General features: G+C 59.7%; 19 protein-coding genes. 10 read left to right on the forward strand and 9 right to left on the reverse strand.

Translation table 11 applies throughout. From position 1 onward, the window contains the following. Positions 1-20: 20 nt before the first annotated feature. From pstB to phoB, 6 genes are read right to left on the reverse strand one after another with little or no spacing between them, the layout of a single operon-like run. Positions 21-827, reverse strand: coding sequence for a phosphate ABC transporter ATP-binding protein PstB (gene pstB / locus R3E82_04890; GenBank protein MEZ5550204.1), 807 nt, complete (start codon positions 825-827; stop codon positions 21-23). 23 nt (positions 828-850) lie between these two features. Next, the gene (pstA, locus tag R3E82_04895; GenBank protein ID MEZ5550205.1) at positions 851-2,584 is read right to left on the reverse strand and encodes a phosphate ABC transporter permease PstA; all 1,734 of its coding nucleotides are present in this window, start codon (positions 2,582-2,584) and stop codon (positions 851-853) included. Between the two features lie 21 nt (positions 2,585-2,605). Then, positions 2,606-4,822, reverse strand: a complete 2,217-nt coding sequence (locus R3E82_04900; protein ID MEZ5550206.1) for an ABC transporter permease subunit — start codon at positions 4,820-4,822, stop codon at positions 2,606-2,608. Positions 4,823-4,827: 5 nt separating this feature from the next. Next, positions 4,828-5,799: a phosphate ABC transporter substrate-binding protein PstS family protein gene (locus R3E82_04905; protein ID MEZ5550207.1), complete on the reverse strand. Its 972-nt coding sequence runs from the start codon at positions 5,797-5,799 to the stop codon at positions 4,828-4,830. After that, complete coding sequence (phoR, locus tag R3E82_04910) at positions 5,792-7,195, reverse strand: phosphate regulon sensor histidine kinase PhoR (GenBank protein ID MEZ5550208.1); 1,404 nt, start codon at positions 7,193-7,195, stop codon at positions 5,792-5,794. Before phoR ends, R3E82_04905 begins: the two co-directional genes overlap by 8 nt. Beyond that, the gene (gene phoB, locus R3E82_04915) at positions 7,192-7,881 is read right to left on the reverse strand and encodes a phosphate regulon transcriptional regulator PhoB (GenBank protein MEZ5550209.1); all 690 of its coding nucleotides are present in this window, start codon (positions 7,879-7,881) and stop codon (positions 7,192-7,194) included. The genes phoR and phoB overlap by 4 nt, the downstream gene beginning before the upstream one ends. A gap of 155 nt (positions 7,882-8,036) precedes the next feature. On the opposite strand from phoB, the gene R3E82_04920 reads away from it, so the two are divergent. The 8 genes from R3E82_04920 to R3E82_04955 all read left to right on the forward strand — a co-directional run bounded on the left by R3E82_04920 (position 8,037) and on the right by R3E82_04955 (position 15,603). Further along, positions 8,037-8,723, forward strand: coding sequence for a dienelactone hydrolase family protein (locus R3E82_04920; protein ID MEZ5550210.1), 687 nt, complete (start codon positions 8,037-8,039; stop codon positions 8,721-8,723). 742 nt (positions 8,724-9,465) lie between these two features. Continuing rightward, complete coding sequence (locus tag R3E82_04925) at positions 9,466-10,242, forward strand: DUF3450 domain-containing protein (protein ID MEZ5550211.1); 777 nt, start codon at positions 9,466-9,468, stop codon at positions 10,240-10,242. Then, entirely contained in the window at positions 10,239-11,795 is a 1,557-nt protein-coding gene (locus R3E82_04930) for a MotA/TolQ/ExbB proton channel family protein (GenBank protein MEZ5550212.1), read from the forward strand. Before R3E82_04925 ends, R3E82_04930 begins: the two co-directional genes overlap by 4 nt. A gap of 98 nt (positions 11,796-11,893) precedes the next feature. Beyond that, positions 11,894-12,412: a MotA/TolQ/ExbB proton channel family protein gene (locus R3E82_04935; protein ID MEZ5550213.1), complete on the forward strand. Its 519-nt coding sequence runs from the start codon at positions 11,894-11,896 to the stop codon at positions 12,410-12,412. Positions 12,413-12,442: 30 nt separating this feature from the next. Then, positions 12,443-12,850 (forward strand): biopolymer transporter ExbD, encoded by a 408-nt coding sequence (locus R3E82_04940; GenBank protein ID MEZ5550214.1) that lies wholly within the window; start codon positions 12,443-12,445, stop codon positions 12,848-12,850. A gap of 12 nt (positions 12,851-12,862) precedes the next feature. Continuing rightward, entirely contained in the window at positions 12,863-13,465 is a 603-nt protein-coding gene (locus R3E82_04945; GenBank protein MEZ5550215.1) for an energy transducer TonB, read from the forward strand. 19 nt (positions 13,466-13,484) lie between these two features. After that, a complete protein-coding gene (locus R3E82_04950; protein MEZ5550216.1) occupies positions 13,485-14,858 on the forward strand; it encodes a hypothetical protein in 1,374 nt (457 codons plus the stop codon). A 100-nt stretch (positions 14,859-14,958) separates the two neighbouring features. Next, positions 14,959-15,603: a riboflavin synthase subunit alpha gene (locus R3E82_04955; protein MEZ5550217.1), complete on the forward strand. Its 645-nt coding sequence runs from the start codon at positions 14,959-14,961 to the stop codon at positions 15,601-15,603. A 10-nt stretch (positions 15,604-15,613) separates the two neighbouring features. On the opposite strand, the gene R3E82_04960 is transcribed toward R3E82_04955, so the two are convergent. Both R3E82_04960 and R3E82_04965 read right to left on the reverse strand, forming a co-directional pair. Further along, complete coding sequence (locus R3E82_04960; protein MEZ5550218.1) at positions 15,614-17,935, reverse strand: DUF1631 domain-containing protein; 2,322 nt, start codon at positions 17,933-17,935, stop codon at positions 15,614-15,616. A 299-nt stretch (positions 17,936-18,234) separates the two neighbouring features. Then, a complete protein-coding gene (locus R3E82_04965; GenBank protein ID MEZ5550219.1) occupies positions 18,235-18,660 on the reverse strand; it encodes a PilZ domain-containing protein in 426 nt (141 codons plus the stop codon). A 349-nt stretch (positions 18,661-19,009) separates the two neighbouring features. Between R3E82_04965 and pyrF the strand changes: the two genes are divergently transcribed. Beyond that, the gene (pyrF, locus tag R3E82_04970; protein MEZ5550220.1) at positions 19,010-19,891 is read left to right on the forward strand and encodes an orotidine-5'-phosphate decarboxylase; all 882 of its coding nucleotides are present in this window, start codon (positions 19,010-19,012) and stop codon (positions 19,889-19,891) included. On the opposite strand, the gene xthA is transcribed toward pyrF, so the two are convergent. Next, entirely contained in the window at positions 19,853-20,665 is an 813-nt protein-coding gene (gene xthA, locus R3E82_04975) for an exodeoxyribonuclease III (protein MEZ5550221.1), read from the reverse strand. The genes pyrF and xthA overlap by 39 nt on opposite strands. A gap of 455 nt (positions 20,666-21,120) precedes the next feature. On the opposite strand from xthA, the gene R3E82_04980 reads away from it, so the two are divergent. Continuing rightward, positions 21,121-22,935, forward strand: a complete 1,815-nt coding sequence (locus R3E82_04980) for a HAMP domain-containing sensor histidine kinase (GenBank protein ID MEZ5550222.1) — start codon at positions 21,121-21,123, stop codon at positions 22,933-22,935. Positions 22,936-22,942: the final 7 nt, after the last annotated feature.

Consider the following 22,942-nt stretch of genomic DNA (forward strand, 5'->3'; position numbering starts at 1 on the left):
TACCGCTTCCGCCGGCTTATTCAGCCGTATCGACCAGTGATGTAATCCTCTGTTCGTTGTTTTTCCGGATTCGTGAAAACCTGATCAGTCCCCCCGAACTCCACCAGTTCACCCAGATACAGGAAAGCGGTGTTATCAGACACTCTAGCAGCCTGCTGCATGTTGTGTGTGACAATCACTATAGTGTAGTCAGACTTCAACTGGTGGATCAGCTCCTCAATTTTCAGGGTTGATATGGGGTCCAGGGCTGAAGCCGGTTCGTCGAGCAGCAGCACCGATGGCCGGACCGCAACGGCCCGTGCGATCACCAGACGCTGCTGCTGGCCACCGGAAAGCCCCAGGGCCGACTCCTTGAGCCGGTCCTTGACTTCGTCCCAGAGTGCCGCGCTTCTCAGTGCCCATTCCACGATATCGTCGAGTTCGCTTTTCGGCGGGGCACCCTGAATGCGCAAACCGTAGGCAACGTTTTCGTAAATGGTTTTCGGAAACGGGTTGGGGCGCTGGAAAACCATTCCCACCCGCCGGCGCAACTGGGCAACTTCCACCTCCGGTGCGAAAATGTCCTGTCCCTCGAGGAGGATCTGTCCGGTGGTGCGGACCCCGTCGATCAGATCGTTCATGCGATTGAAGCAGCGCAGCAGGGTCGACTTCCCGCACCCGGAAGGTCCGATGAAGGCGGTAACCTCCTTGCTCGGGATTTCCATGCAGATGCTGGTCAACGCCTGCGACTCTCCGTAGAAAAGCGACAGATCTTCCACGTGCAGGCTGATGTCAGCCAGTGCCGGCTGCCCGGCGGCGGTGACTTCTTTGCTGGCTTGTTCACTCATGGTATTTGCTTCTTCGGTTACGCTCAGCCTTCCACGCCGCGGTACCGGTTTTCCAGTCGGGTACGCAGCATGATGGCGGTGAGATTGAGAATCAGGATGATCAGCACGAGCAGGAACGCCGTCGCAAAAACCAGCGGTCTGGCGGCTTCCACATTGGGGCTTTGAAATCCTACGTCGTAAATATGGAAGCCGAGGTGCATGAATTTTCGCTCCAGGTGCAGGAACGGAAAGTTGCCATCCAGGGGCAGGGTGGGTGCGAGCTTCACGACACCCACCAGCATCAGCGGTGCAACTTCACCAGCCGCTCGGGCCACGGCCAGAATCACACCGGTGAGAATCGAGGGACTGGCGATCGGCAGTACGACCTTGAACAGGGTTTCCGCCCGGGTGGCGCCCAGCGCCATGCTGCCTTCGCGCAGCGAGCGCGGAATTCTGGTCAGGCCTTCCTCGGTGGAGACGATGACCACCGGTACGGTGAGCAGTGCGAGGGTCAGGGAAGCCCACATCAGGCCCGGCGTGCCGAATGTCGGAGCAGGCAGCGCGGCTTCGAAAAACAGCTGATCGAGATTGCCGCCGATGAAGTAGACGAAGAACCCCAGACCGAAAACGCCATAAACGATCGATGGCACTCCCGCGAGGTTGTTGACTGCAATCCGGATGAGCCTTACGAACAGACCCTGCCTTGCATACTCGCGCAGATAGACGGCGGCGATCACACCTAAAGGTGTCACCAGCAGCGACATCAGCAGCACCATGAGTACCGTCCCGAATATGGCCGGAAATATGCCGCCTTCGGTGTTTGCTTCCCGGGGATCTTCGGTCAGAAACAGCCACAAGGTCCGGAAATAGTGGGCAGTCTTGTCCAGCCAGCTCATCTGATTGGGACGCCAGGCACGGACGATGTCCGATAGTTTTGTCGTGATGCGGGCGCCGGTGCTGATCTGTACGACGACAGCATCCCGCTCAAGTTGCCTGATCAGCGCGGCAAGCTGTGTTTCTGCCTCCGTGTAGCGCTCGTGGAGCGCGGCTTCCCGGGCATCGAGCGCTTCGCTGCGTCCGGCGAGTTCAGCTGCCGTTATCGATGCATCGAGTTCAAGGCCGCGCCGGGACAGCCGCACACGCTCGAGCTCGTAGTTGATGCTGTTGAACTCACCGTCTTCCACGTCGTGGATGCGTGCGCGCAGCTCGCTTACGCGATCGAGTCTTGCGAGAAATTCCTGCCAGAGGCTTGCGACCTCGGTACTGTTCTGTGAGCTTTCCGTGTGCGGTGCAAGCTCCGCAATCGGAGTGCCGGATTCGAGCACGGCAACCAGTTCGCCGTAGGCGTTGCCCCACTCGAGACGCTCGAAGACGCCCTGCTCGGGCGGGTAGCGCACATCTGTGATGCGGTGAGTGAAGATCCACTGGAAATCGGGTGCAGCTTCCTTCCGATTGCCGGTTTTGATGAGCCACCGCTCCACTGCCGCTTCTGAATCCGGCCGTGCGCTCTGATCGCCCACCGCGTCCCGATACTGGGCGACATCCACAGACTCCGATTCCACGATTTCACCTACTGCGAGCTGCGCTTCGCCGGTGACCGAGGTGAAACTGATCTGCGCGATATCGGCGGGCCAGAAATGGGCAAGACCGCGTGCAGCGATCAGCCCGAGCAGTCCGCCCACAGCAGCGATACTGATTCCCACCGCGGCCGCGTTCAGCCAGATCCACAGATCTCCGGATGTGAGCCAGCCGCGCAGCGTGCCTTTCTGTTGCGTAATCATCGCTTGCTCAGAGGCTCCTTAGAGATTTCCGTAGCGGGTACGCAGTCGCTGGCGCACGACTTCTGCAACCGTGTTGAACAGGAAGGTGATCATGAACAGAACCAGAGCGGCCAGGAACAGAATCCGGTAGTGGCTGCTGTCCACTTCCGACTCGGGCAGTTCGACTGCGATGTTGGCGGCAAAGGTGCGCATGCCCTGGAAGATGTTCAGGTCCATCACCGGAGTATTACCGGTGGCCATCAGCACGATCATGGTTTCTCCGACCGCTCTGCCGAGTCCGATCATCACTGCCGAGAAAATTCCCGGACTGGCGGTGAGAACCACCACCCGGATCAGGGTCTGCCAGCGGGTGGCGCCGAGGGCGAGGGAGCCGTTGATCAGGTGGGTGGGTACACCGTAAATGGCGTCTTCGGCAATGGAGAAAATCGTCGGGATCACCGCAAGTCCCATGGCGAGCCCCACGACCAGCGCATTGCGCTGGTCGTAGTCAAGGCCCATGACTTCGAGAAACCAGTTCCGCGAATCACCGCCGAAGAAGGTGTCTTCCAGCACGGGCCCGAGGGCGAATGCTGCGGCGACCCCGAGTATCAGTAGTGGCACGATGATCAGGCCATACCAGCCATCGAAAGGCCGGGTGATGCGATCCGGCAGCCGCGACCAGATAAACGACAGCAGCACGATGCCCGCAGGCAATACCAGCAGGATCGTGATCACTGCAGACAGATTCGCTTCGATCAGCGGTGCCAGCCACAGGCCAGCGAGGAAACCGAGGATCACGGTGGGCAGTGCGGCCATGATCTCGATGCCGGGCTTGATCACCCGCCGCATCACCGGCGCCATGAAATAGGCTGTGTAGAGTGCACCCATGATGGCGATTGGGGTGGCGAACAGCATGGCGTAGAAAGCCGCCTTGAGCGTGCCGAAGAGCAGTGGGGTCAGGGAAAATTTTGCCTCGAAGTCATTGTCTGCGGAGGAGGACTGCCAGCTGTAGACGGGCTCCTGATAACCCTCATACCAGACCTTGGACCACAGCGCGCCCCAGGAAATATCCGGATGCTCATTGTGCATGTGGTAAAGACTGACCTGGCCGCTGCTGCTGGTGGTGAGCAGCAGGTCTGAGCGTGGTGCGATGACGGCGCGCTCCACGCCGGTTTCCCTGAGGGTTTCGTCTGCCAGTTCCCGACCGGACGTGGAGTAAAACAGATGCAGTCCGCCTTGCGCATCGAGGGTGGCAAACCCCTTGCGACGGGGCTCTGGAAGAATCTGTGCAACGTTTTCATCCAGCGTGAAATGACGCACCTGCTGCATCGCATAGCCGAACGCTCCGCGCACCGCAAACCACTGGGTCACCCGTTGCTGATCGTCCGCAACCAGCAGCGAATGACGGCCGAGCAGGGGTTCTATGGCCAGCAGTCTGCCGTTTTCAGGCACCAGGCGACTGCGGCTCAATTGTTCGGGTGGTCCCCGCCGTGGCAGATCGATCAGAGTGACGGTGCCGGTCGGTCCGATGAGGTACAGCCAGGTACCCCTGGGTCCGAAAAGCACTCTTTCATAGTCGTGATCGAGCTCGATTCTGCGTTCCTTCGGAAACTCCAGGCCGAATCCGGCCTCCGCCTCATCAAACTGCTGAATGCGCAGCGATCTGCCTTCCAGCAGAGCGAGGCTGAAGGTGGTGTCTGAGAAATAGGCGTCGAAGTCCTGCACCTCGCCGACGTCGAGCCACTGGTCGTCGAACAGATAGTCGAACCGGGTGACCATGGTCCGTGTGTCGCCGTCGAAGGAAATGGGATAGCGGGCCTGCAGTACATTCAGATTACCCTGTTGATCCTGCACTGCATAAAGCGCGGTAGCCGGGAATACGTGCTTCACCTTGTGCAGAGAGCGCCCCAGATCCAGTTGCCCTCTTGGAGATCCATCTGTCAGATCAAAAAACTCGACCTGACCGGATTGTGCGATCCGCAGGCCGACTTCGTCGGTTTCGTTGACGTCAATCAGCAGAGGATAGGCCGCGCTGAGTTGATACTGCTCGCCAGGCTCCACGTCCGCACCGGCAAACACGGGTGCAACCACCCACAACAGATAAAGAAAGATCAGCGCGATCGCCCCGATTACGGCAGCCCCGCCGAGCGCGACCACCCTGGAGGTGACGGCGTTGATCAGACGTCGGCGACGCGGCAGAGCCGTGAGGTTTTCCACCGGTGGTCTGTGTCGCTGTGGGTTTGTCGGGCCGGTCACTGCAGTTACTGCGAGAGTTTTCTGAGTTCGCGGCTGATGACACGGGCGGAGATGGGAATATAACCGTCTTTTACGACGATTTCCTGTCCCTGTCTGGACAGCACCAGTTTCAGGAATTCGCCTTCCAGCGGTGACAGCGGTGTATTGGGCTTCTTGTTCACGTAGATGTACAGGTAGCGTGCAAGGGGGTAGTCACCGCTTGCAACGTTGTCCGCCGTAGCACCGATCGCATCGGAACTGGCATCAGCGGCGATGGCCAGTGCTTTGACGCCGGAGGTGATATAGCCGATTCCTGAGTAACCGATGCCATTGAGTGAAGTGGCCACCGACTGCACCACAGAGGCCGATCCGGGCTGTTCATTGACGGTGTTCTTGAAATCTCCGGAGCAGAGTGCTTCCTGTTTGAAGTACCCATAGGTTCCGGACACCGAGTTGCGGCCGTAGAGTTGTATCGGTCGCTTCTGCCAGTTGCCTGAGAGACCGACACCACCCCATTCGGCGATGTCCGCTCCGGCGCCGCAACGGCGGGTCACCGAGAAAATGGCGTCGATCTGGGAGATGCTGAGGGACTCCAGCGGGTTGTCCTTGTGCACGTAAACTGCAAGCGCATCGATGGCAACCCGAACCGCGGTGGGCTTGTAGCCGTAGCGTGCTTCGAAGGATTCAATTTCCTTGTCCTTCATTTCCCGGCTCATCGGGCCGAAGTTCGATGTTCCTTCGGTCAGGGCGGGCGGTGCCGTCGAGGAACCTGCCGCCTGGACCTGGATGTTCACATTGGGGTAGAGCTTCTTGAAGGCCTCGGTCCACAGGGTCATGAGGTTGGCAAGGGTGTCCGAGCCGGTGCTCGAAAGGTTGCCCGAGACCCCGCTGACCCGCTCATAGTCGGGGGCATCTGGAGACTCTGCCAGGGCAGGGGACAAGTGGGAAGTCGCGGTGGCCAGCAGGGCCAGCCCCAAAGTTTTTTTGAGGTTAAGCATCATTGCTCCTGGTAGTGGGTGGGGAGTCGGAAATTCGGGAACCGGTGCAGGGAGAGTTACCGGATTCACCGGGGCAGGGCACGCTTGCCGACCGGGTGCTCAGGCGGGAATCCGGAAAGTCGCAATAAAAGGTGCTGCCCTTTGCGAGCTGGCTCGTCACCTGGAGCTTTGAGTCGTGGCGCTTGAGCACGTGTTTGACGATGGCCAGTCCCAGCCCGGTGCCGCCGCGCACCCGGGATCTGGCCAGATCGACCCGATAGAATCGTTCGGTCAGGCGGGCGATGTGCTCTTTTGGAATGCCCATGCCGGTATCGCGAACCGAGAATCGAACGCCAGTCGGGACTGCTTCCCAGCTCACCGTGATGGGGCCGCCGTCGGGGCTGTAGCGGACCGCGTTGGTCAGCAGATTCTGAAAAGCGCTGTGCAGTTCGGATTCGATACCGAAAACGTCAGCTTTCGATGCTTTGATGACTTCAAACTGGTGGCGTCCGCCGCTCAGGGCGCGAGCATCCGTGACGATACTGTCGATGAGCGCACCTACATTCACCCGATCCAGTTCCTCCTCGGCAGGCCGGGGGCTCGACTCCAGACGCGTCAGCAGCAGGAGGTCGTCGACCAGCGCGCGCATGCGGGTCGTGGGCGGGGCGAGTTTACCGATCAGTTCCTGACGTGTTGCGTCGTCCAGATCTTCCTCGAACAGCGCCTCCACATAGCCAACAATCACCGTCAGGGGCGTGCGTAATTCATGGGATATATTGGCAATGAAATCCTGACGCATACTGAGCAGCCGGTTGAGCTGGGTGACGTCCCGCACCAGGATCATCGCGGCCGCAAACCGCGCGCTGGCAGGATCCGTCTCGAGCAGGACCCGCCGTGCTTCCAGGCGGATCGAATCGTCAAATGGACTGGTGAATTCCACCTGTCCTTCCGGGGCCTGACCGCGAATCAGGGCGATGAGCTCCGGTTGCCGCACCAGAGATGGCAGGTGATTGTCCCGATCGGTCGGCTTCAGGTGCAGCAGCTCGTCAGCGGCGCGATTCAGATCGAGAATGTTGCCGCTGCTGCTGGTAACAATGGCGGCATCCGGAAGTGAGTCGTTGATGGCGCGCAGATCCCGCAGGCGTTTGACCATGGCGCGGTTGCGGTGGCGGGTGTGGCGCAGGGATCGGAACATGCGATCGGCGATTTCCTGCCAGCTGTCCAGCTTGTTGTCGGGTCTGCGCAGGGGCTTGCGGGCATACTGCACCAGGTGCTGTTTTTCGCGCTGCTGAATCCCGGACCAGATCAGCGCGGCGATAAACAGGCTCCAGCCGAACGCGGAGGTGAGCCAGCCCAGCAGCAGTGCGGGCCCCAGCAGAGCCAGCAGCAACAGCAGATCCTGGCGGGACCAGTTCACGACTCGGGGGAAAACCGGTAGCCGATGCCTCTGACGGTCTGGATGGTGCGATCCAGACCATGAGGCTTCAGTGCCTTGCGCAGGCGCAGCACGTGGACATCCACCGTGCGCTCCTCCAGGTAGACGCTTCGGCCCCAGACGCGGTCGAGAAGCTGAGAGCGGTCGAAGGCACGATCCGGATTGCCCATGAACAGCTCGAGCAGACGGAACTCGGTAGGGCCGATCTTCACGACTGCGCCATCGATGGTGACCTGGTGGGCGGTGAGGTTCATCTGAATTCTGCCGCGCTCGAGCAGACCATCAGCGGCAGCGCCCGAGCGGCGCAGCAGCGCTTTTACCCGGGCGATCAGCTCCCGGGGAGAAAACGGCTTGACGATATAGTCGTCTACGCCGGACTCGAAGCTTTTCAGTTTGTCGGACTCTTCCCCTCGTGCTGTAAGCATGATCAGGGGCAGTCTGGCGGTGTGTTCATCGCGCCTCAATCGCTTCGCCAGGTCCACGCCGCTCAGCCCCGGCAGCATCCAGTCGACGACGACCAGGCTGGGCAGCAGGCCATCCAGGGTGTGGAGGGCGGCTTCCGCAGTATCCGCCTCCCAGACTTCGAATCCGGCCCGGGACAGGGCAAACTTCAGCATATCCCGAATGTCGGTTTCGTCTTCGACCAGCAGGATGGTGTTTGCGGTCATCTGCGGGCCCGGTCTGCAGGGTCTGTATGCATGGCGGCCATTCTGGGGCGATATTGTTACAGTTGTATGACAGTACGGCGACACCGGGGTGGCGGGAGTTCGACGCAAGACCACAGAATTGAAAGCAGGAGGATGCGGATATGGGAGGAGCAGCGATGGGGAGGAAAGTGCGGGTCAGCTCGGCGGACGGATTCAGTCTGGGTGCCTACTGCGCGGCGCCGGCCGGAGAGCCTGCAGGGGCGGTGGTGGTGATTCAGGAGATCTTTGGCGTCAATGGCCATATTCGGGATGTGGTGGATGGCTACGCCCGGTCAGGCTACTTCGCAATCGCGCCCCAGCTGTTCGATCGCCTGGAGAGAGATGTGGAGCTGGGATACGAAGGTGCCGATATGCAGCGGGGTATTCAACTGGCCCTGCAGCAGCTGGATCGACGCCTCGCCCTCCAGGATCTGCAGGCGACGGTGGCGTTTGCCGCCGGTGAGTCGGGCGGTCGCGCGGTGGGCGTCGTCGGCTACTGTTTCGGTGGTCTGATGTCCTGGCTGTGTGCCTGTGAACTCGACAGTGTCAGTGGCGCGGTCTGCTATTACGGCGGGGGCATTGCGGGGGTCGCCGAGCTCAAGCCCCGGTGCCCTGTACTCATGCATTTTGGCGAGCGGGATGCGCACATCCCCATGTCCGATGTGGAGAAGATCCGAGCGGCGCATCCCGAGGTAAGTGTGCAGGTCTACGCGGCTGACCATGGTTTCAATTGCGATCATCGCGCCAGCTACGACAAAGAGTCTGCAGATCTTGCGCTTGAGCGTACGCTGAATTTTTTTCGGCAACATCTGCAGGACAATTAGGAAGCGATTGCAGAGGGCCTGAAGACGGCTCCGCGCTTGACTTCCCGAGGGGGTTTGTTGATCCTTCGTGCGGTAGACAGGGGCGGGGCATCCAATCGCTGATCCAGCGCATCGAGGCCCGGGGTGGTTGCGCGCGCCAGGTTTCGAATTGCGGGTAACCATCCAGCTACAGCATAGACGCAGCACAGATCTGGATTGCGCAGATAGAGCGCGCACAGACGCAGATAGAGCGCGCGCAGAAATGCGGATAGAGTAGTGCACAAAGGTAGAGAGTGCACAAAAGGTAGAGAGTGCACAAAAGGTAAAGAGTGCACAGAAAGATAAAGAGTGCACAAGGATAAAGAGGACAACCTGGCAGAGCTTCGCAGCTTATCCAGGCTGTATAGAGAACCAGCTGACCGACTGCTGTCGAACAGGCTGGTAAACGAGGAGGAGTCGTCGGGTGTGCGTTCGCGCCTGCCCGGCACGTTGAGGAGGAGTGGCCACCACTGGGGAGGGCCGACGCAGATCCAGGTGCCGCAGCACTGCGGGTCTTGCCGTAACCTGCCGGGTGATCATAGATCCTTTAATAATCGGATCCTTTGATAGATCGATCCTGTGATAAATAGATCGTCCCTAGAAGCGGATCCATTGATAAGAGGAAGAAATCGCGAGCTGAAATGCTGTTTGCGCTTCGGATCAGCGGTTGAAGCTTTTTGACAGATGAGTCAAATAAAACCTAAGCAATCCCGTAGGAAGTCGTATGAATAAACATAGGAACAGGATTGTGGCGTTGCTGCTCGGTGCAGTGATTGCCGCACTGAGCGGATCAGCCGTAGCCGCGACACTGAATGACATTTTCGCGGTGTCGGAGCGGCTCAACGCTCAGGCGAGGCAGTCCCAGGCGAAAATTGATGCGCTGACAGAGGAAACCCGCGCACTCCTGAGCGACTACAAGATCGTTCTGAAGGAAATCGAGGGATTGCGGGTGTACAACCGGCAGCTCGAAAAGCAGGTGGGCAATCAGGAAAAAGAGATGGCCACCCTGACCCGCTCAATCGACGAAGTGACGGTGATCGAACGTCAGATTACCCCACTCATGCTCAGGATGATCGACGGCCTGGAACAGTTCGTTTCCCTGGATCTGCCTTTCCTTGAGGAAGAACGATCCAATCGGCTGGAAGGACTGGTCGAGATGATGGATCGCGCCGATGTCGCCGTGTCGGAAAAACTCAATCAGATTCTGCGGGCTTACCAGATTGAGAACGAATACGGCCGTACCCTTGAGTCCTATACAGACGACGTCGAGATTGACGGTGTCGAGCGGAAAGTGGACATTCTCAAAGTCGGTCGAATCGCGCTGCTGTATCAGTCTCAGGACGGGGAAGAAACCGGTATGTACAACATCCGCACCCGTCAGTGGCAGCCCCTCGATGACAGTTACAAGACGCCTGTGCAGAACGGCATCCGGATGGCGCGCAAGCAGCTGTCGGTTGACCTGCTGTCGCTGCCAATTCCCGGCCCGGAGGCAGCACAATGAGCAACATCAAACAGATCAGAGCGAATATGAAAATGTTCTCCAACGTCTGCACTCAGGCAGACACCGGGATGCGCGCATCCTCGTGGATGCGCGCACTCTGGATAGCCCTGCTGCTGGCGCTTGGCAGCCAGGCTTTCGCCCAGGCGGCGGAAGAGGCTGCGCCACCCGCCGCTGATGACCTGCAATCGGTCACCGCGAACAGCCTCGATGAGCTGCTGAAGAATGTGGAACAGAGAAGAGTGGTCGAGTCCCGGACCAACGTAGAGCGCGAGCAGCGGTTTGCGCGGGAAAAGGCTTCCCAGGCAAAGATGCTGGAAGACGCCAAGGCTGAACGCCGCCGTGAAGAGCAGAAGTCCGATCGTCTCGAGACCACGTTCGATGAGAACGAAATCCGCATCGGCGATCTGCAGGAACAGCTGGATCGACGGCTCGGCCAGCTCAAAGAACTGTTCGGTGTTCTGCAGCAGGTAGCGGGGGATACCCGTGGCCTGTTCGAAGGATCGCTGATCACGGCGCAGATCCCCAATCGCGGCGAATGGCTGAGCGAACTCGCCAAGAAGATGGGTACCTCGACCGAACTTGCCACCATCGAAGAGATGGAGACGCTCTGGTACGAGCTGCAGCGGGAAATGACCGAATCGGGCAAAGTGGTCCGCTTCCCCGGCACGGTGGTCAAGCTCAGTGGCGACAAAGTCGACACGGACATCGTCCGGGTTGGTGCGTTTGCGCTGATCGCTGAAGGCGAGTATGTACGCTTCGAACCGGGTGACGAAGGCACCATCATCGAACTGGCACGTCAGCCCTCTGCACGGTTCGCGCGCACCGCAGCGGATCTGCAGAATGCTTCTCCGGATGAAATCGTCGAGTTCGGGGTGGATCCGACCCGTGGATCCCTCCTGGCCCTGCTGATTCAGGCTTCCACCTGGGGTGACCGTATCGGCACGCCGTTCGGCGGCATCTCCAAGGGCGATTGCTGGCTGCCCTTCTGCGACGGCCAGGGCGGTTCGGTCGGTTCGGTGATCATTCTCGTCGGTATTCTGGGTGTGCTGCTCGCCATCGAACGCCTGATCACCCTGTCGATGGTGGGTGCCAAGGTGAGTGCGCAGAAGAAATCTGACACCGCCAATACGGGTAACCCGCTGGGTCGTGTGCTGAAGGTCTATGACGACAACAAGAATGTGGATGTCGAGACCCTCGAGATGAAACTTGGTGAGGCGATACTCGGTGAAACACCGAAACTGACCCGTAACATCACGCTGATTCAGGTGATTTCGGTGGTCGCCCCCCTGCTGGGTCTGCTCGGTACGGTGATCGGTATGATCACCACCTTCCAGGCCATCACCCTGTTTGGTACCGGTGATCCGAAGACCATGGCCGGTGGTATTTCCCAGGCGCTGGTGACGACGGTACTGGGTCTTGTGGTGGCGATCCCGACGACTCTGCTGCACGCAATCGTGGCGGCTCGAAGCCGCTCCGTGATTCACGTGCTCGAAGAACAGAGTGCGGGTATCGTCGCGGATCATGCCGAGAAGTCAGGGCGGGCACTGGGCTGAGCCTGGAATTGGCGGAGTGACCAGGGGTCACTCCGCTCAGGCTTGGGACGCGCAGGCGTAACGAAGGCGTAAGAACGCAGGCGTAACAAGGAAGCAATATGTTTTACGATGGCTACCTCGCGATCATTCAGTTCCTGGAAATGGGCGGCGATGTCCTTTATTTCATCGCTGCCATCACTTTCCTTATGTGGACGCTCATCTTCGAGCGGCTCTGGTACTTTCAGGCCGAGCACCGCAAGGTGATCCACGCCGCCACATCGACCTGGGAGGATCGGGCGGAACGGCGCTCCTGGAGCGCTCACCAGATCAGAGATGGACTGATATCCGAGGCCGCAGAGCGGATCACCGGTAATCTGCCGCTGATACAGACCTGTGTCGCGCTCTGTCCTCTGCTGGGATTGCTCGGCACGGTGACGGGGATGATCTCGGTCTTTGATGCCATGGCCACCATGGGCGGAAATGCCCGCTCCATGGCTGCCGGGGTATCCCAGGCAACCATTCCCACCATGTCGGGCATGATTGCATCGCTCTCGGGCCTGCTCGGCACCACGCTGATCAAACGCAAGGTCGATTTTGAGATCGAACTGTTCGAAGATCATCTGACGATGGATCACTAGACGCGTGGATGAAGTAAGGAGAGTTGCAATATGAGACGTCAGGGCAACCGGTTCTCGAGATCTGACGATGAGTCTGACATCAACCTCACGCCCATGCTGGACGTGGTCTTCATCATGCTGATTTTCTTTATCGTCACCGCGACCTTTATCAAGCAGGCGGGCATCGATGTGCTGCGACCTGAGGCGCTGACGGCGACACAGAAGCCCACGGTCAGCGTGCTGGTGGCCGTTGGTGAAAATGGTGACATCTGGATCGACAAGAAGAAGGTCGATAGCGGCGCTGTACGCGCCCACATCGAGCGCCTGCACGCAGAGAACCCGAAAGGGGGACTGGTTGTCCAAGCGGATAAGGGTGCTAAGGTGGAAAAGGTGATGGCGGTGCTTTCGGCGGCCCGTGCCGCAGGCCTCGTTGAAGTCGCGATCTCCACGGAATCCTAGGAGGATCAGCGTATGGCAATTCGATATCTCTTCGCGGTTGTACTCGGGATCATTACGACCATTGTGCTGTTTCTCATCATGCAGTCAGTGATCTCCAGCGACCGGGATCCCTTTACCGACCAGTTCGATGGCCGGCTGGTGGATTTCGTGAGGCTGCAGGACGACGAAGAACTCGAGGTGAAGCAGCGTAAACCCACGCCGCCACCGCCGCCGGACGAACCGCCACCGGATATGCCGAAGCCGGACTTCGACACCAGTGATGTATCCCAGGGTGTCGACATCGGTGCGGTAAATGTCAACGTCGACCTCAACGTCGGCGGAGTTGGCGGTTTCTCATCTGACGGTGAGTACCTGCCGATTGTCAAAGTGGCGCCCGTCTACCCGCGACGTGCACAGACCCGGGGTATAGAGGGCTACGTGCTGCTCGAGTTCACCGTAACCAAAACCGGTGCTGTGGAAAACCCGGTAGTGATCGAGGCCAGCCCTCCGGGCATCTTCGATCGGGCTGCGATTGGTGCTGCGCTCAAGTTCAAGTACAAGCCCAAGGTGGTGGATGGAGAACCCATCGATGTGGCAGGTGTTCGAAACATGATCACTTTCGAGCTGTCGGAATAGCCCGGGCAGGAGATTATTCATGCATTACCGAATCCCAAACGCGTTCAAACTACAGTGGCTCACGAGAATGCTCAGTAACCTTCCCGCTGTCGCTGTGGCGCTGACCCTGCTGGTCGGCGTACCCTTTTTCGGGGAGTTGGGCCTCACCGGAGTGACCGCCTCTGCGGCGGAAGACGAGGAGCCGGCACACAAGACCCGCCGTGTCCCGTCCATGAGCGAAGCCACCTTCAAGAAACTGGCCGAAGCCCAGGAACTCATTGATGCCAAGGACCTCACGGGCGCAATGGCCGTGCTGGACACGATGCTCGACCGCAGCCGACGCCTCAACGGCAACGAGATCGGTCAGGTCCACAACATGCGCGGATTCGTGTACTTCTCCCAGGAGAACTACAACAAGGCCATCGAGGAATACCAGACGGTCATCGCTCAGGGAGATGAAATCTCCGAGGGGCTGGAGACGACGACTCTCTATACCCTCGCTCAGTTGAGCTTCGTGGCGGAGCGCTACAAGGATGCGCTCAAGTACATGGAGATCTGGATCACCAAGGCCAACAACCCGGGTGCCGATCCGCACATCTTCATGGGTCAGGTCTACTATCAGATGCAGGACTATCCGAAAGCGATCCAGCAGATCGAAAAGGGCATCAGCATCGCCAAGGAGCGCGGGATTATCATCAAGGAAAACTGGTGGGGGCTGCTCAACTACCTGTATTTCGAGCAGGAGAACTGGCCGAAGGTACTGGAGATTCTCGAAATCCTGGTGCAGCAGTTCCCCAAACGGGAGTACTGGATCCGGCTCGCCGGCATTCATGGTCAGCAGGGCAACGAAAAGGAACAGGTACATGCGATGCAGGCGGCCTATACCGCAGGCTTTCTGGTCGAGGAGCGGGATCTGACCAATCTGGCAGGTCTGCTCATGCAGGAACAGGTGCCATTTCGCGCTGCCATGGTCATGGAGCAGGGTTTCAAGGATAAGAAGATCGAGCGCAACGCCAAGAATCTGCAGGGCCTCGGTCAGGCCTGGCAGCTGGCACAGGAGACCGAGAAGGCGATTCCCGTTTATGAAGAGGCGGGCAAACTCGCGGAAGACGGCAGGATCTACGAGCGGCTGGCGCAGCTCTATCTGGACGACGATCAGTACGATGCCTGTGTCGACGCATCCAATGGCGCCATCCGCAAAGGGGGCATCCGTTCGCTGCCTCAGGTGTACATCGTCAAAGGGATGTGTGAGTTCAACGGCGAAAAACTCTCCAGTGCCCGGGAATCCTTTGTCACCTGCCGCAAGGAGTCACGCGGCAGCAAGGATGAAAGCAACGAGCGCATCTGTCAGCAGTGGATCACCTATATCGATTCAGAAACGAACCGTCGCGCGCAGCTGGCAGCCGCCCTCTGACACGGATTTCGAGTTCGAATCCATCCGGCGGGCCGGCTCTTCACCGGCCCTCTTGCTTTTAAGGCAGGTCTTTCCAGACAGCCCTCCGTGAGGCCCCGTCATGTTCACCGGAATCGTCCAGGGACTGTGTGAAGTTACCCGCGTCGAGGACCATCCTAGTCTGAGAAGACTGACACTGGCGCTGGGTGCCCTGGCTGAAGGTCTCGATACGGGTGCATCTGTTGCGGTGAATGGCTGCTGTCTGACAGTGACCGGGTGTTCGGGGGGCGCTGTCACCTTCGACATCATCCAGGAGAGCCTCGCCCTGACAAATCTCGGCCGTCTGACAGAGGGCTCGAAGGTCGATGTCGAGAGATCGTTCCGTGTCGGAGATGAAATCGGCGGTCACATTCTTTCCGGTCACGTGGCGGGATGTGCGGAAGTGATTGCGGTGAACGCCGCGGAAAATCGGCGGGATATCAGCTTGCGGATTCCATCCCGGTGGATGAAATACCTGCATCACAAAGGATTCGTCGCGCTTGATGGCGCGAGCCTCACAATCACCTCAGTGGACAGCGCGAAAGATACGATCAGCGTGAGTCTCATCCCCGAGACCATAGCGCGGACCACGCTCGGCAGTGCGGTGGTCGGCGATCAGATCAACCTTGAGATTGATGCCCAGACTCAGGCAGTAGTGGATACCGTGGAGCGGATGCTGGCGTCCTCCGATTGGCAGGCGCGGCTGCATCTGCCGACAGCGCAGTAGGTCCCGTCCCCTAGCGGGTTGCCGGCTCCGGTGCCCTGTGCATCTGGCGGAGGTTGCCGATGACTGCCTGCAGCGCGCGGTCGAAAACCTGGGATTCCTCGAGTACGGTCAGGGCTTTGCGCTTCAGTTCCACCGCGAGCCCCATGCGACTGCGTTCCGAGACTTTCATACCCCGGCGGTTCACGAATATGTAGCGTCCACCGGGTTCGATGATCGTGGCGAGTTTGCAGCGCAGAATCTCGCCGTCGTCCTGGCGGAATTCCACCCAGCTGCCTTCCTTGAGCTTTTCAATCTGGCTCAGATACTCGGGCTCGGCGGGAACCGGCTCCGGCAGATCCTCCAGTTCGGTGGGTGCGGTGAGCACGATTTCTTCCATGACTTCCATACCAGCATCGAGCGCCTCGCGCTGGTCGCTGTGGCTGTCGTCTTCGAGGAAGGCCCGATCGTTGGTGGATATCATTTCGAGGTGCTGCGCAATGGCGCGGGCCTGCTCTTCCGCTTCATTCCCTGGCAGACTGATGTCTTCCATCCCGGCCTTGAGCGCCTCGATCAGCCCGCCAACCTTGGCCTCGCGGGTTTCGACATCCTCGAGTTTATCCAGCGGCTGCAGACACCAGAGAAGGTCGTCCAGCGTCTGTACATGGCGCTGCCAGACGGGCGAGTGATCTCCACCGCTGACACAGGCGTATACCAGCACTTTCGACCAGTACTCGCTGACGAATCGACCGATCTCCTGTGGCATGCGCATGCCACAGGCCTTCTGGTTGATCAGCTGCTGAACCGAAGCTTTCGCTGCCTGGGTCCGGGCGCGTCCGGTTTCGGTGTCTTTTACCCGCTGTTCGACCTGACGCCGTTTGCGGCTGTCGCTGTTGACGAAACCTCTCAGGTCCTTGAGCAGTTCGGAGAACAGATCCGGATTGTCTTTGAAGCCGTTCATCACGCGAAGTACGATCGATTCGATTTTGTTGTACAGCGCATCGCGCTTGAGTTCTGCCGCACTGCTCCAGCCGATCCCCGCGCTGGAGAGTTCGTTGAGCAGTTGCCGCGCCGGGTGACTGCTTTTTTCGAAAAAGGTCTTGTCCATGACCGCCAGTTTGACGATAGGCAGCTGCAGGCGACCGATCAGGGCCTTCATCGGAATGGCCAGATTGCGATCATTGAGTATGTAGTCGAACAGCATGCCGACAAAGTTCACCACGTCGTCGTCCGACTGACTGAGTTGGACGTTTTCCCGGCCGGTAATTTCCGGCGCCCGGGCAAACACCATCTGACGCAGGTCGAGCAGTGGGGGCACATGCTCGATGTCGATGGGGTCGGCAATATCGCTCTGGGCTGCGGAGAACGCGGCAACCACGTCGGAGCTGCTGATAGAGCCCGTGCTGTCCACACCGGGTGAAGCCGCACCGCCCCGTGAAGCTGCCAGCAGTCTCTGAATTACACCGAAGCCGGTGCCTGCGTAGCCAGGGCTGTCCTGGTTGCCGTAACCGGCCCCACCAGTGCTTGAGCCTTCGGAGGCGCTGCCACCGTAGCCCGGACCGCTGCCGTAGCCGCCCGTACCTGGTGAATGTGACCCATCCCGTCCGCCGCCGCTAAGGGGGCCGGAACTTCGGGTCGAGGGGCGCGCTGCGCTCTCGGGCTGTCGGCCGGAGCGCATGATGTTTTTCAGATCGGTAAGGATGCCGGCTTCGGCCAGCAGCTGGTTCGCCTCGGCATACAGTGGTGCCAGACGCTCCATGACGAATCGCTCGAAGAGTTTCAGCAGAATGATGCGAACTTTGATGTCGATGTTCAGATCGCTGATGGCGGCGACAAAGGTGTGGCTCAGCCGCTCCGGGCCGAGTGGATTCATCCGTTCGGTCACCGTGCAATCCTTGGCCAGATGATCAATCCGCTTGGTGAGCTGCATGATCTGAAGTGAGTGCTGGCTGGTGACTTTGGAAACAATACCCGCGATGGCGACGGTGACCTCGAGGTCGTCGTTTGCAACCAGTGAAATGTTGTCTACTGCCTCGTCGAAGTCCAGTGTCTCAGGCACATCGCTGGATTCGAAGGCCAGTTCGAATCCGCGATAAAACTCGCTCATGAAGGACTTCTGGATCTGACTGCGATGCAGACGGATCTCCCGCATCGATTCGAAGTACATACTCTGATCAGCGTCGCTGCGGGAGCGATCCGCCATCTCGAACAGGGCATCGTCGATGTTGTTGAACAGGCTCTGCAGCAGTTCGCCCAGCAGTTTCTTCGCGTGCTGACGCACGCTGTGCAGGATCGGCGGTACGGGCGACTTCTTCTTCGTCGCCGAAGTCAGTGGTACGACCTTGGGTTGACTCACCGCCTTTCTGATCCTTCTGCTGATACGGATATCCTTTACACGCGGATTACACCAAGTTGTTGGTGGTCTGACCGCGACGGGGCGCGGGTTGCGCGGGTGATGCAGGTCACAGATACGAACACGCAGCGGCCCCGGCACCGGGGGAGAGGGCGAGAGCCTTCAGCGCGAATAAAGAGCCTTCAGCGCGAATAAAGAGCCTTCAGCGGGAATAAAGAGCCTTCAGCGGGAATAAAGAGCCCTCAGCGCGAATAAAGAGCCCTCAGCGGGAATAATGAGCCTTCAGCGCGAATAAAGAGCCCTCAGCGCGCGTAAGCGCTGGCGTGGAAGTCCCGCCAGTCGACGATATCGGTGGCGGCGCCGGACTTCAGCTGCACACCGATGAACCACTCGCTCTCGCCGCGTGCGTTCGTTTCGCCGGTGGGACGACTCCAGCGGACTTCTCCTGCCAGAAAGAACTTCCCCGGACGGCTTGATACGTCAACCCACAGATCGAGCAGGGAACCGGGCGGCACCGGGGCGTTGGTGCGAAACTGGATGCCACCGACCGAGAGGTTGATCGCTGTGCAGGACAGTGTGGTGCCGACCAGTTCGGGATCGTCGGCGGACAGTACAACCTGGGTGAAGAGGCGATCGTCGCTCTCCAGCCGTGCGTGCAGGCGTTTGTCCTGCTTGATGGAGGTCCTCGACCGGGCTGAGTCGAGTTCCACGATGTTGTCTGACGCCATGATCATCTCCCGAATGCGCGACGGCTCAGGCGGCGTGTGCCGCGGATTGCGTCGCCAGGTTTGTCTTCAAGTTCTGGCGTGAACAGATTCAATGCCTGTGGACGTTGGATTGCGAGAATCGTGCCAGAAGGTGTTCTCCCGGCAGCTGAATAAGATAAACAACATATAAAACAATAAATTACATATCTCATTTCAACTTAATCTCCGTCGCTCTCCAGACTGGTCAGTCCGCTGAAACGACCCCGGCGGACCATGATAACTGCCCCAGCCGGTCACTTTGTGTGACAGGTTCCAGAGTTGTTGAGACATCTGTGCCCCTGTGCAGGCGCCTGGGCTATACTCGCCCGCCGTGACGCCCCGCAACTCTATTACCCGCATAACCCGCAATCCCTTCATCGACCAGCTTCGTTTTGGCTGGGAGTCACGAGAGAGTCTGCTCTGTGTCGGGCTCGATCCGGATCTCGAACGCCTGCCTGCATCCTACCGCGAGCGGGAACGCGAGCACCACGATGGCCTGTTGCGTTTCTGTTGCGACATTGTCGACTCGACTGCCGGGCTGGTCTGCGCATTCAAGCCCCAGATTGCCTACTTCGCAGCACTTGGCCGGGAAAATCAGCTTGCCGAACTTATCGCCTACATCCATGAGCGTCATCCCGAACACCCGGTGATTCTGGACGCCAAGCGGGGTGACATTGGCGCCACCGCCAGGCTCTATGCCCGGGAAGCCTTCGAGCGCTACGACGCGGACGCGGTTACTGTAAACGCCTATCTGGGCGAAGAGAGCCTCGCGCCTTTCATCGAATATCGGGATCGGGGTGTGATCGTGCTCTGTCGTACCAGTAATCCCGACAGCGCCTGGCTGCAGAACCATCCAGCGGAGGACCCGACATACCTGCGCATCGCGCGGGGAGTCAGGGAATGGAACCGGCACGGCAATCTGCTGCTGGTGGCGGGAGCCACCTATGCAGACGACATCGGCAGAATCCGGGAAGTGGTGGCAGATATGCCCCTGCTGGTGCCAGGCATCGGCGCACAGGGAGGGGACCTTGCATCGGTCATGGCGGCTGGCTGCGACCGTCGCGGCCAGGGGCTGATCATCAGCGCATCCCGGTCGATTCTGTTTGCAGACACCGGGTCGCCGATGGAGGGCGCACGGCGCGCGGCCGCCGCGCTGCGGGACGAGATGCGCCGTTTACAGAAGGAAATCGCACCAGACCGGACAGTGGTCTGAAGGTTTTTCTTCGCCGCGTATCCGGTAGTCGATATCGGTTCCCTGCAGCCGACCGTTCAGTATCTGCGAGGTAAGGATCAGGTCGATCCGCAGGCCGCGCTTCGGCTCCTGTTCGAACGCCCGGCTCCGGTAATCGAACCAGCTGAACAGTCGCTCCTCGGTTGGCCGCGCTGCGTAGCCATCCACCATGCCCCAGGCAAACAGCCGGTCGAGCCATTCGCGCTCTTCAGGTAGAAAGCTGGCTTTCCCCGTGCGCAGCCAGCGCTTTGCGTTGTCCTCGCCGATTCCGACGTCCGCGTCTGCAGGCGCAACGTTCATATCACCTGCGAGGATCACCGGCGCGTCGCTGTCGCAGTGCTCGTTCAGATAGCGTTCGATGTCGGCGTAGAACTGCTGTTTGGCAGGAAATTTGGTGGGATGGGTGCGGCTGTCTCCCTGAGGGAAGTAGCCGTTGATGATCCGCAGCGGCGAATCTCCGAAGCGGTAGTCGACACTCTGAAAGCGGCGCTGCTGATCTGCGGGCCGCCAGGGAAAGCCCAGCTGTGCGGCTACCGGCGCGGTCTTTGACAGCAGGGCGACACCATAGTGGCCCTTCTGACCGTAATAGCTCACATGCGGGTAGCCGAGAGCCTGCACGGACTCAAGGGGAAACTGCTCGTCGGAGACCTTGATTTCCTGAAGTGCGAGCACGTCCGGCTGCAGTTTTTCGGTCACCGAGGCGAGCTGATGCAGCCTGGCGCGGATGCCGTTGACATTGAAAGTGACGAATCGCATGCGTGGCCCTCTACGAAACCACGCATATTGTGTAAAGTGCCTGGCGGGGGCAAGTCAACGGGGGTCCGGGGGATTTCAGCACCCGCAAGGTGTCGCGGCAGGATATAGAATCCAAAGGCGAAATGGCCAATAACCCATTGATATTAATACTTTAAATGACCAGGTTATTGGCATCGAAGTACCGGAACCGCGTCGCCAGGTAGGCCTGGGACCGGCAGGCCTTGCGGATTTCCGTCGCACCGCGTTGCGAGCGCCTTACATGTTGGCCATGGGGTGTACCCCGATGGCCTCCTAGAATGGGTCCCTCTACCGGCATGCAGGTGCATGGGCGCATGTGTGCGGGAAGCTCTGTCGCGATCGATGACCGGCCGCGAACCCGGGTTGGTGGTGACTGGCGGGAAGCCAGAAACAGCCAGCGGCGTGAGGCAGTTCTGCGGATGGACGGAGAGTAGGGGGTGACCCCGGAAGCGGTCATTTATCGGTATCTCGAGGCGGCCAGTGCGCAGCCGCCGGATATCGAACGCCTGCAGCTCGTACTCAGTGCCGATGCGGACCTGCTCGGCCGCTGGCTCAACGTGCTCGACTGTCCGGCGGATCCGGATGTGTTCAGCCGCCACCTGCGCAATATTTCCAGCGCCAGATTGCGCCAGATCGCCCAGGTCCAGGCCTGGGCGGTGCTCCCGGTCTCCGGCAGTGCCAGACTCGGACTGGATCAGTGGCAGTCCGTCCTGCGTTCGGCCTTCCTGGCAGAAGTGCTCGCCGAGCAGGTGGGTATCGCCGACCCACAGATCGTGCGCTGGCGGATTCTGCTGGCCGTCTCCGGCGTCAATCTTCTCCAGGATCGGGCTCTCCAGGAGCTCGTGGATTTTCGCGGCATCCGTGCCGAGCTGCTGGAAGATGCCGGCATCGAAATCCGCATTCTTGCGGTTGTCGATGCCTTCGAGGTACTCGACGAGTATCGCGCCGGTCAGCTCGCCCAGCGGCTGCTGCAGATCAGTTCGGAGAATTTCGCCGATCTGGTGGACTGGGCGGCAACCCGTTGTGCGGAGCTGATGAACCAGCTCGGTCTGAATCGGGAAGACGACGAAGACTGGTCTAACCGGCTGTGGGTACAGCGGCAGGTGTCGATGCTTGCCGATCTCCTGCGGATGGGGCGCACACCGGCGGAAGTCCGTGACGCGCATGAATTTGCGACGCGCAGTCTGTTTCGCCAGGTACCGCTGTTGCTGCTGCAGGATCATAACCGCCTGCGCGTGGCCGCAGGCGGTGATATCGAGATCCAGGTGGACTCTCCGGTGAGCACCATTGCAGCCGCCACACGCAGCGGGGAAATTCGGACACTGTCGGATTCCAGTGACCTTGCGGTGGGTGATCGGCAGCTCTTGCGCCGGATCGGAACCGACGGAGCGCTGTGTCTGCCGCTTCGTCATGGCGACCGCAGTCTCGGTGCACTGCTGTTCGGGGTCGATGATGATGTCGATCATGAGTTTGCGCTGAAACTCTATGCGGATCAGCTTGCCCAGCGGCTTGCAGAGCTGGCAGGCAGGGGATCGGAGGAGCAGGAACTGCTGAAGCGCTATCGCCAGCGTGAAGAGAAACGGCTGCGCGAACTGGTGCATGAGGCAAACAATCCGTTAAGTGTCGTACACAACTATCTGCACATTCTCGAGATGAGACTGCAGCATGAACCCTCAGCGACAGAGCAGCTGCAGATGATCGGGTCCGAGCTGAAACGGGCGGGGGAAATCATTCAGCGGGCGCGGGATGTACCGCCGATTACCGACGCGGAGTCGCAACCGGATGTGGTGATAGAGCCCTTCGACCTCAACGACCTGGTCAGACGCGTGCACGAACTGCATCGCGGCTATGCCGCCGATCATACTGTGCGCACCACCATGGATCTGCCCCCGGGAACTGTCCGGGTGGATTCCGACGAACAGCGGCTTGCTCAGATACTCAACAACCTGATGCGCAACGCCATTGAGGCGGCCACCGGGGAAAGTGTGGAGATAGGGGTTACCAGCGGCGTGTTCCGGGAAGGTCGGGAAGGGGTCGAGCTGTATGTGCGGGATACCGGTCCGGGATTACCGCGATCGGTCCTCGATCGGCTTGCCGATCCGAAGGAGTCCAGCAAGGGCGGCAGCCACGCCGGGCTCGGCCTGCACATCGTGCACCGGCTGGTTCAGGAGCTCGGCGGTTCCATCGATGTGCGCACCGCACCAGGCCGGGGCACGACGTTCAGCCTCTATCTGCCGCTGCGGGTTCGCTGATCCCGAT

Source organism: Pseudomonadales bacterium (assembly GCA_041395945.1).
In the GTDB taxonomy this organism is placed as follows: Bacteria; Pseudomonadota; Gammaproteobacteria; order Pseudomonadales; family Azotimanducaceae; genus SZUA-309.

Coding starts and splice junctions, on each gene's coding strand:
- R3E82_04955 (MEZ5550217.1), top strand. CDS start 14,959: ATGTTCACCGGAATCGTCCAGGGACTGTGTGAAGTTACCCGCGTCGAG.
- R3E82_04925 (MEZ5550211.1), top strand. CDS start 9,466: ATGAATAAACATAGGAACAGGATTGTGGCGTTGCTGCTCGGTGCAGTG.
- phoB (MEZ5550209.1), bottom strand. CDS start 7,881: ATGACCGCAAACACCATCCTGCTGGTCGAAGACGAAACCGACATTCGG.
- pstB (MEZ5550204.1), bottom strand. CDS start 827: ATGAGTGAACAAGCCAGCAAAGAAGTCACCGCCGCCGGGCAGCCGGCA.
- R3E82_04920 (MEZ5550210.1), top strand. CDS start 8,037: ATGGGGAGGAAAGTGCGGGTCAGCTCGGCGGACGGATTCAGTCTGGGT.
- R3E82_04965 (MEZ5550219.1), bottom strand. CDS start 18,660: ATGGCGTCAGACAACATCGTGGAACTCGACTCAGCCCGGTCGAGGACC.
- R3E82_04930 (MEZ5550212.1), top strand. CDS start 10,239: ATGAGCAACATCAAACAGATCAGAGCGAATATGAAAATGTTCTCCAAC.
- xthA (MEZ5550221.1), bottom strand. CDS start 20,665: ATGCGATTCGTCACTTTCAATGTCAACGGCATCCGCGCCAGGCTGCAT.
- R3E82_04905 (MEZ5550207.1), bottom strand. CDS start 5,799: ATGCTTAACCTCAAAAAAACTTTGGGGCTGGCCCTGCTGGCCACCGCG.
- R3E82_04945 (MEZ5550215.1), top strand. CDS start 12,863: ATGGCAATTCGATATCTCTTCGCGGTTGTACTCGGGATCATTACGACC.
- R3E82_04940 (MEZ5550214.1), top strand. CDS start 12,443: ATGAGACGTCAGGGCAACCGGTTCTCGAGATCTGACGATGAGTCTGAC.
- R3E82_04950 (MEZ5550216.1), top strand. CDS start 13,485: ATGCATTACCGAATCCCAAACGCGTTCAAACTACAGTGGCTCACGAGA.
- R3E82_04935 (MEZ5550213.1), top strand. CDS start 11,894: ATGTTTTACGATGGCTACCTCGCGATCATTCAGTTCCTGGAAATGGGC.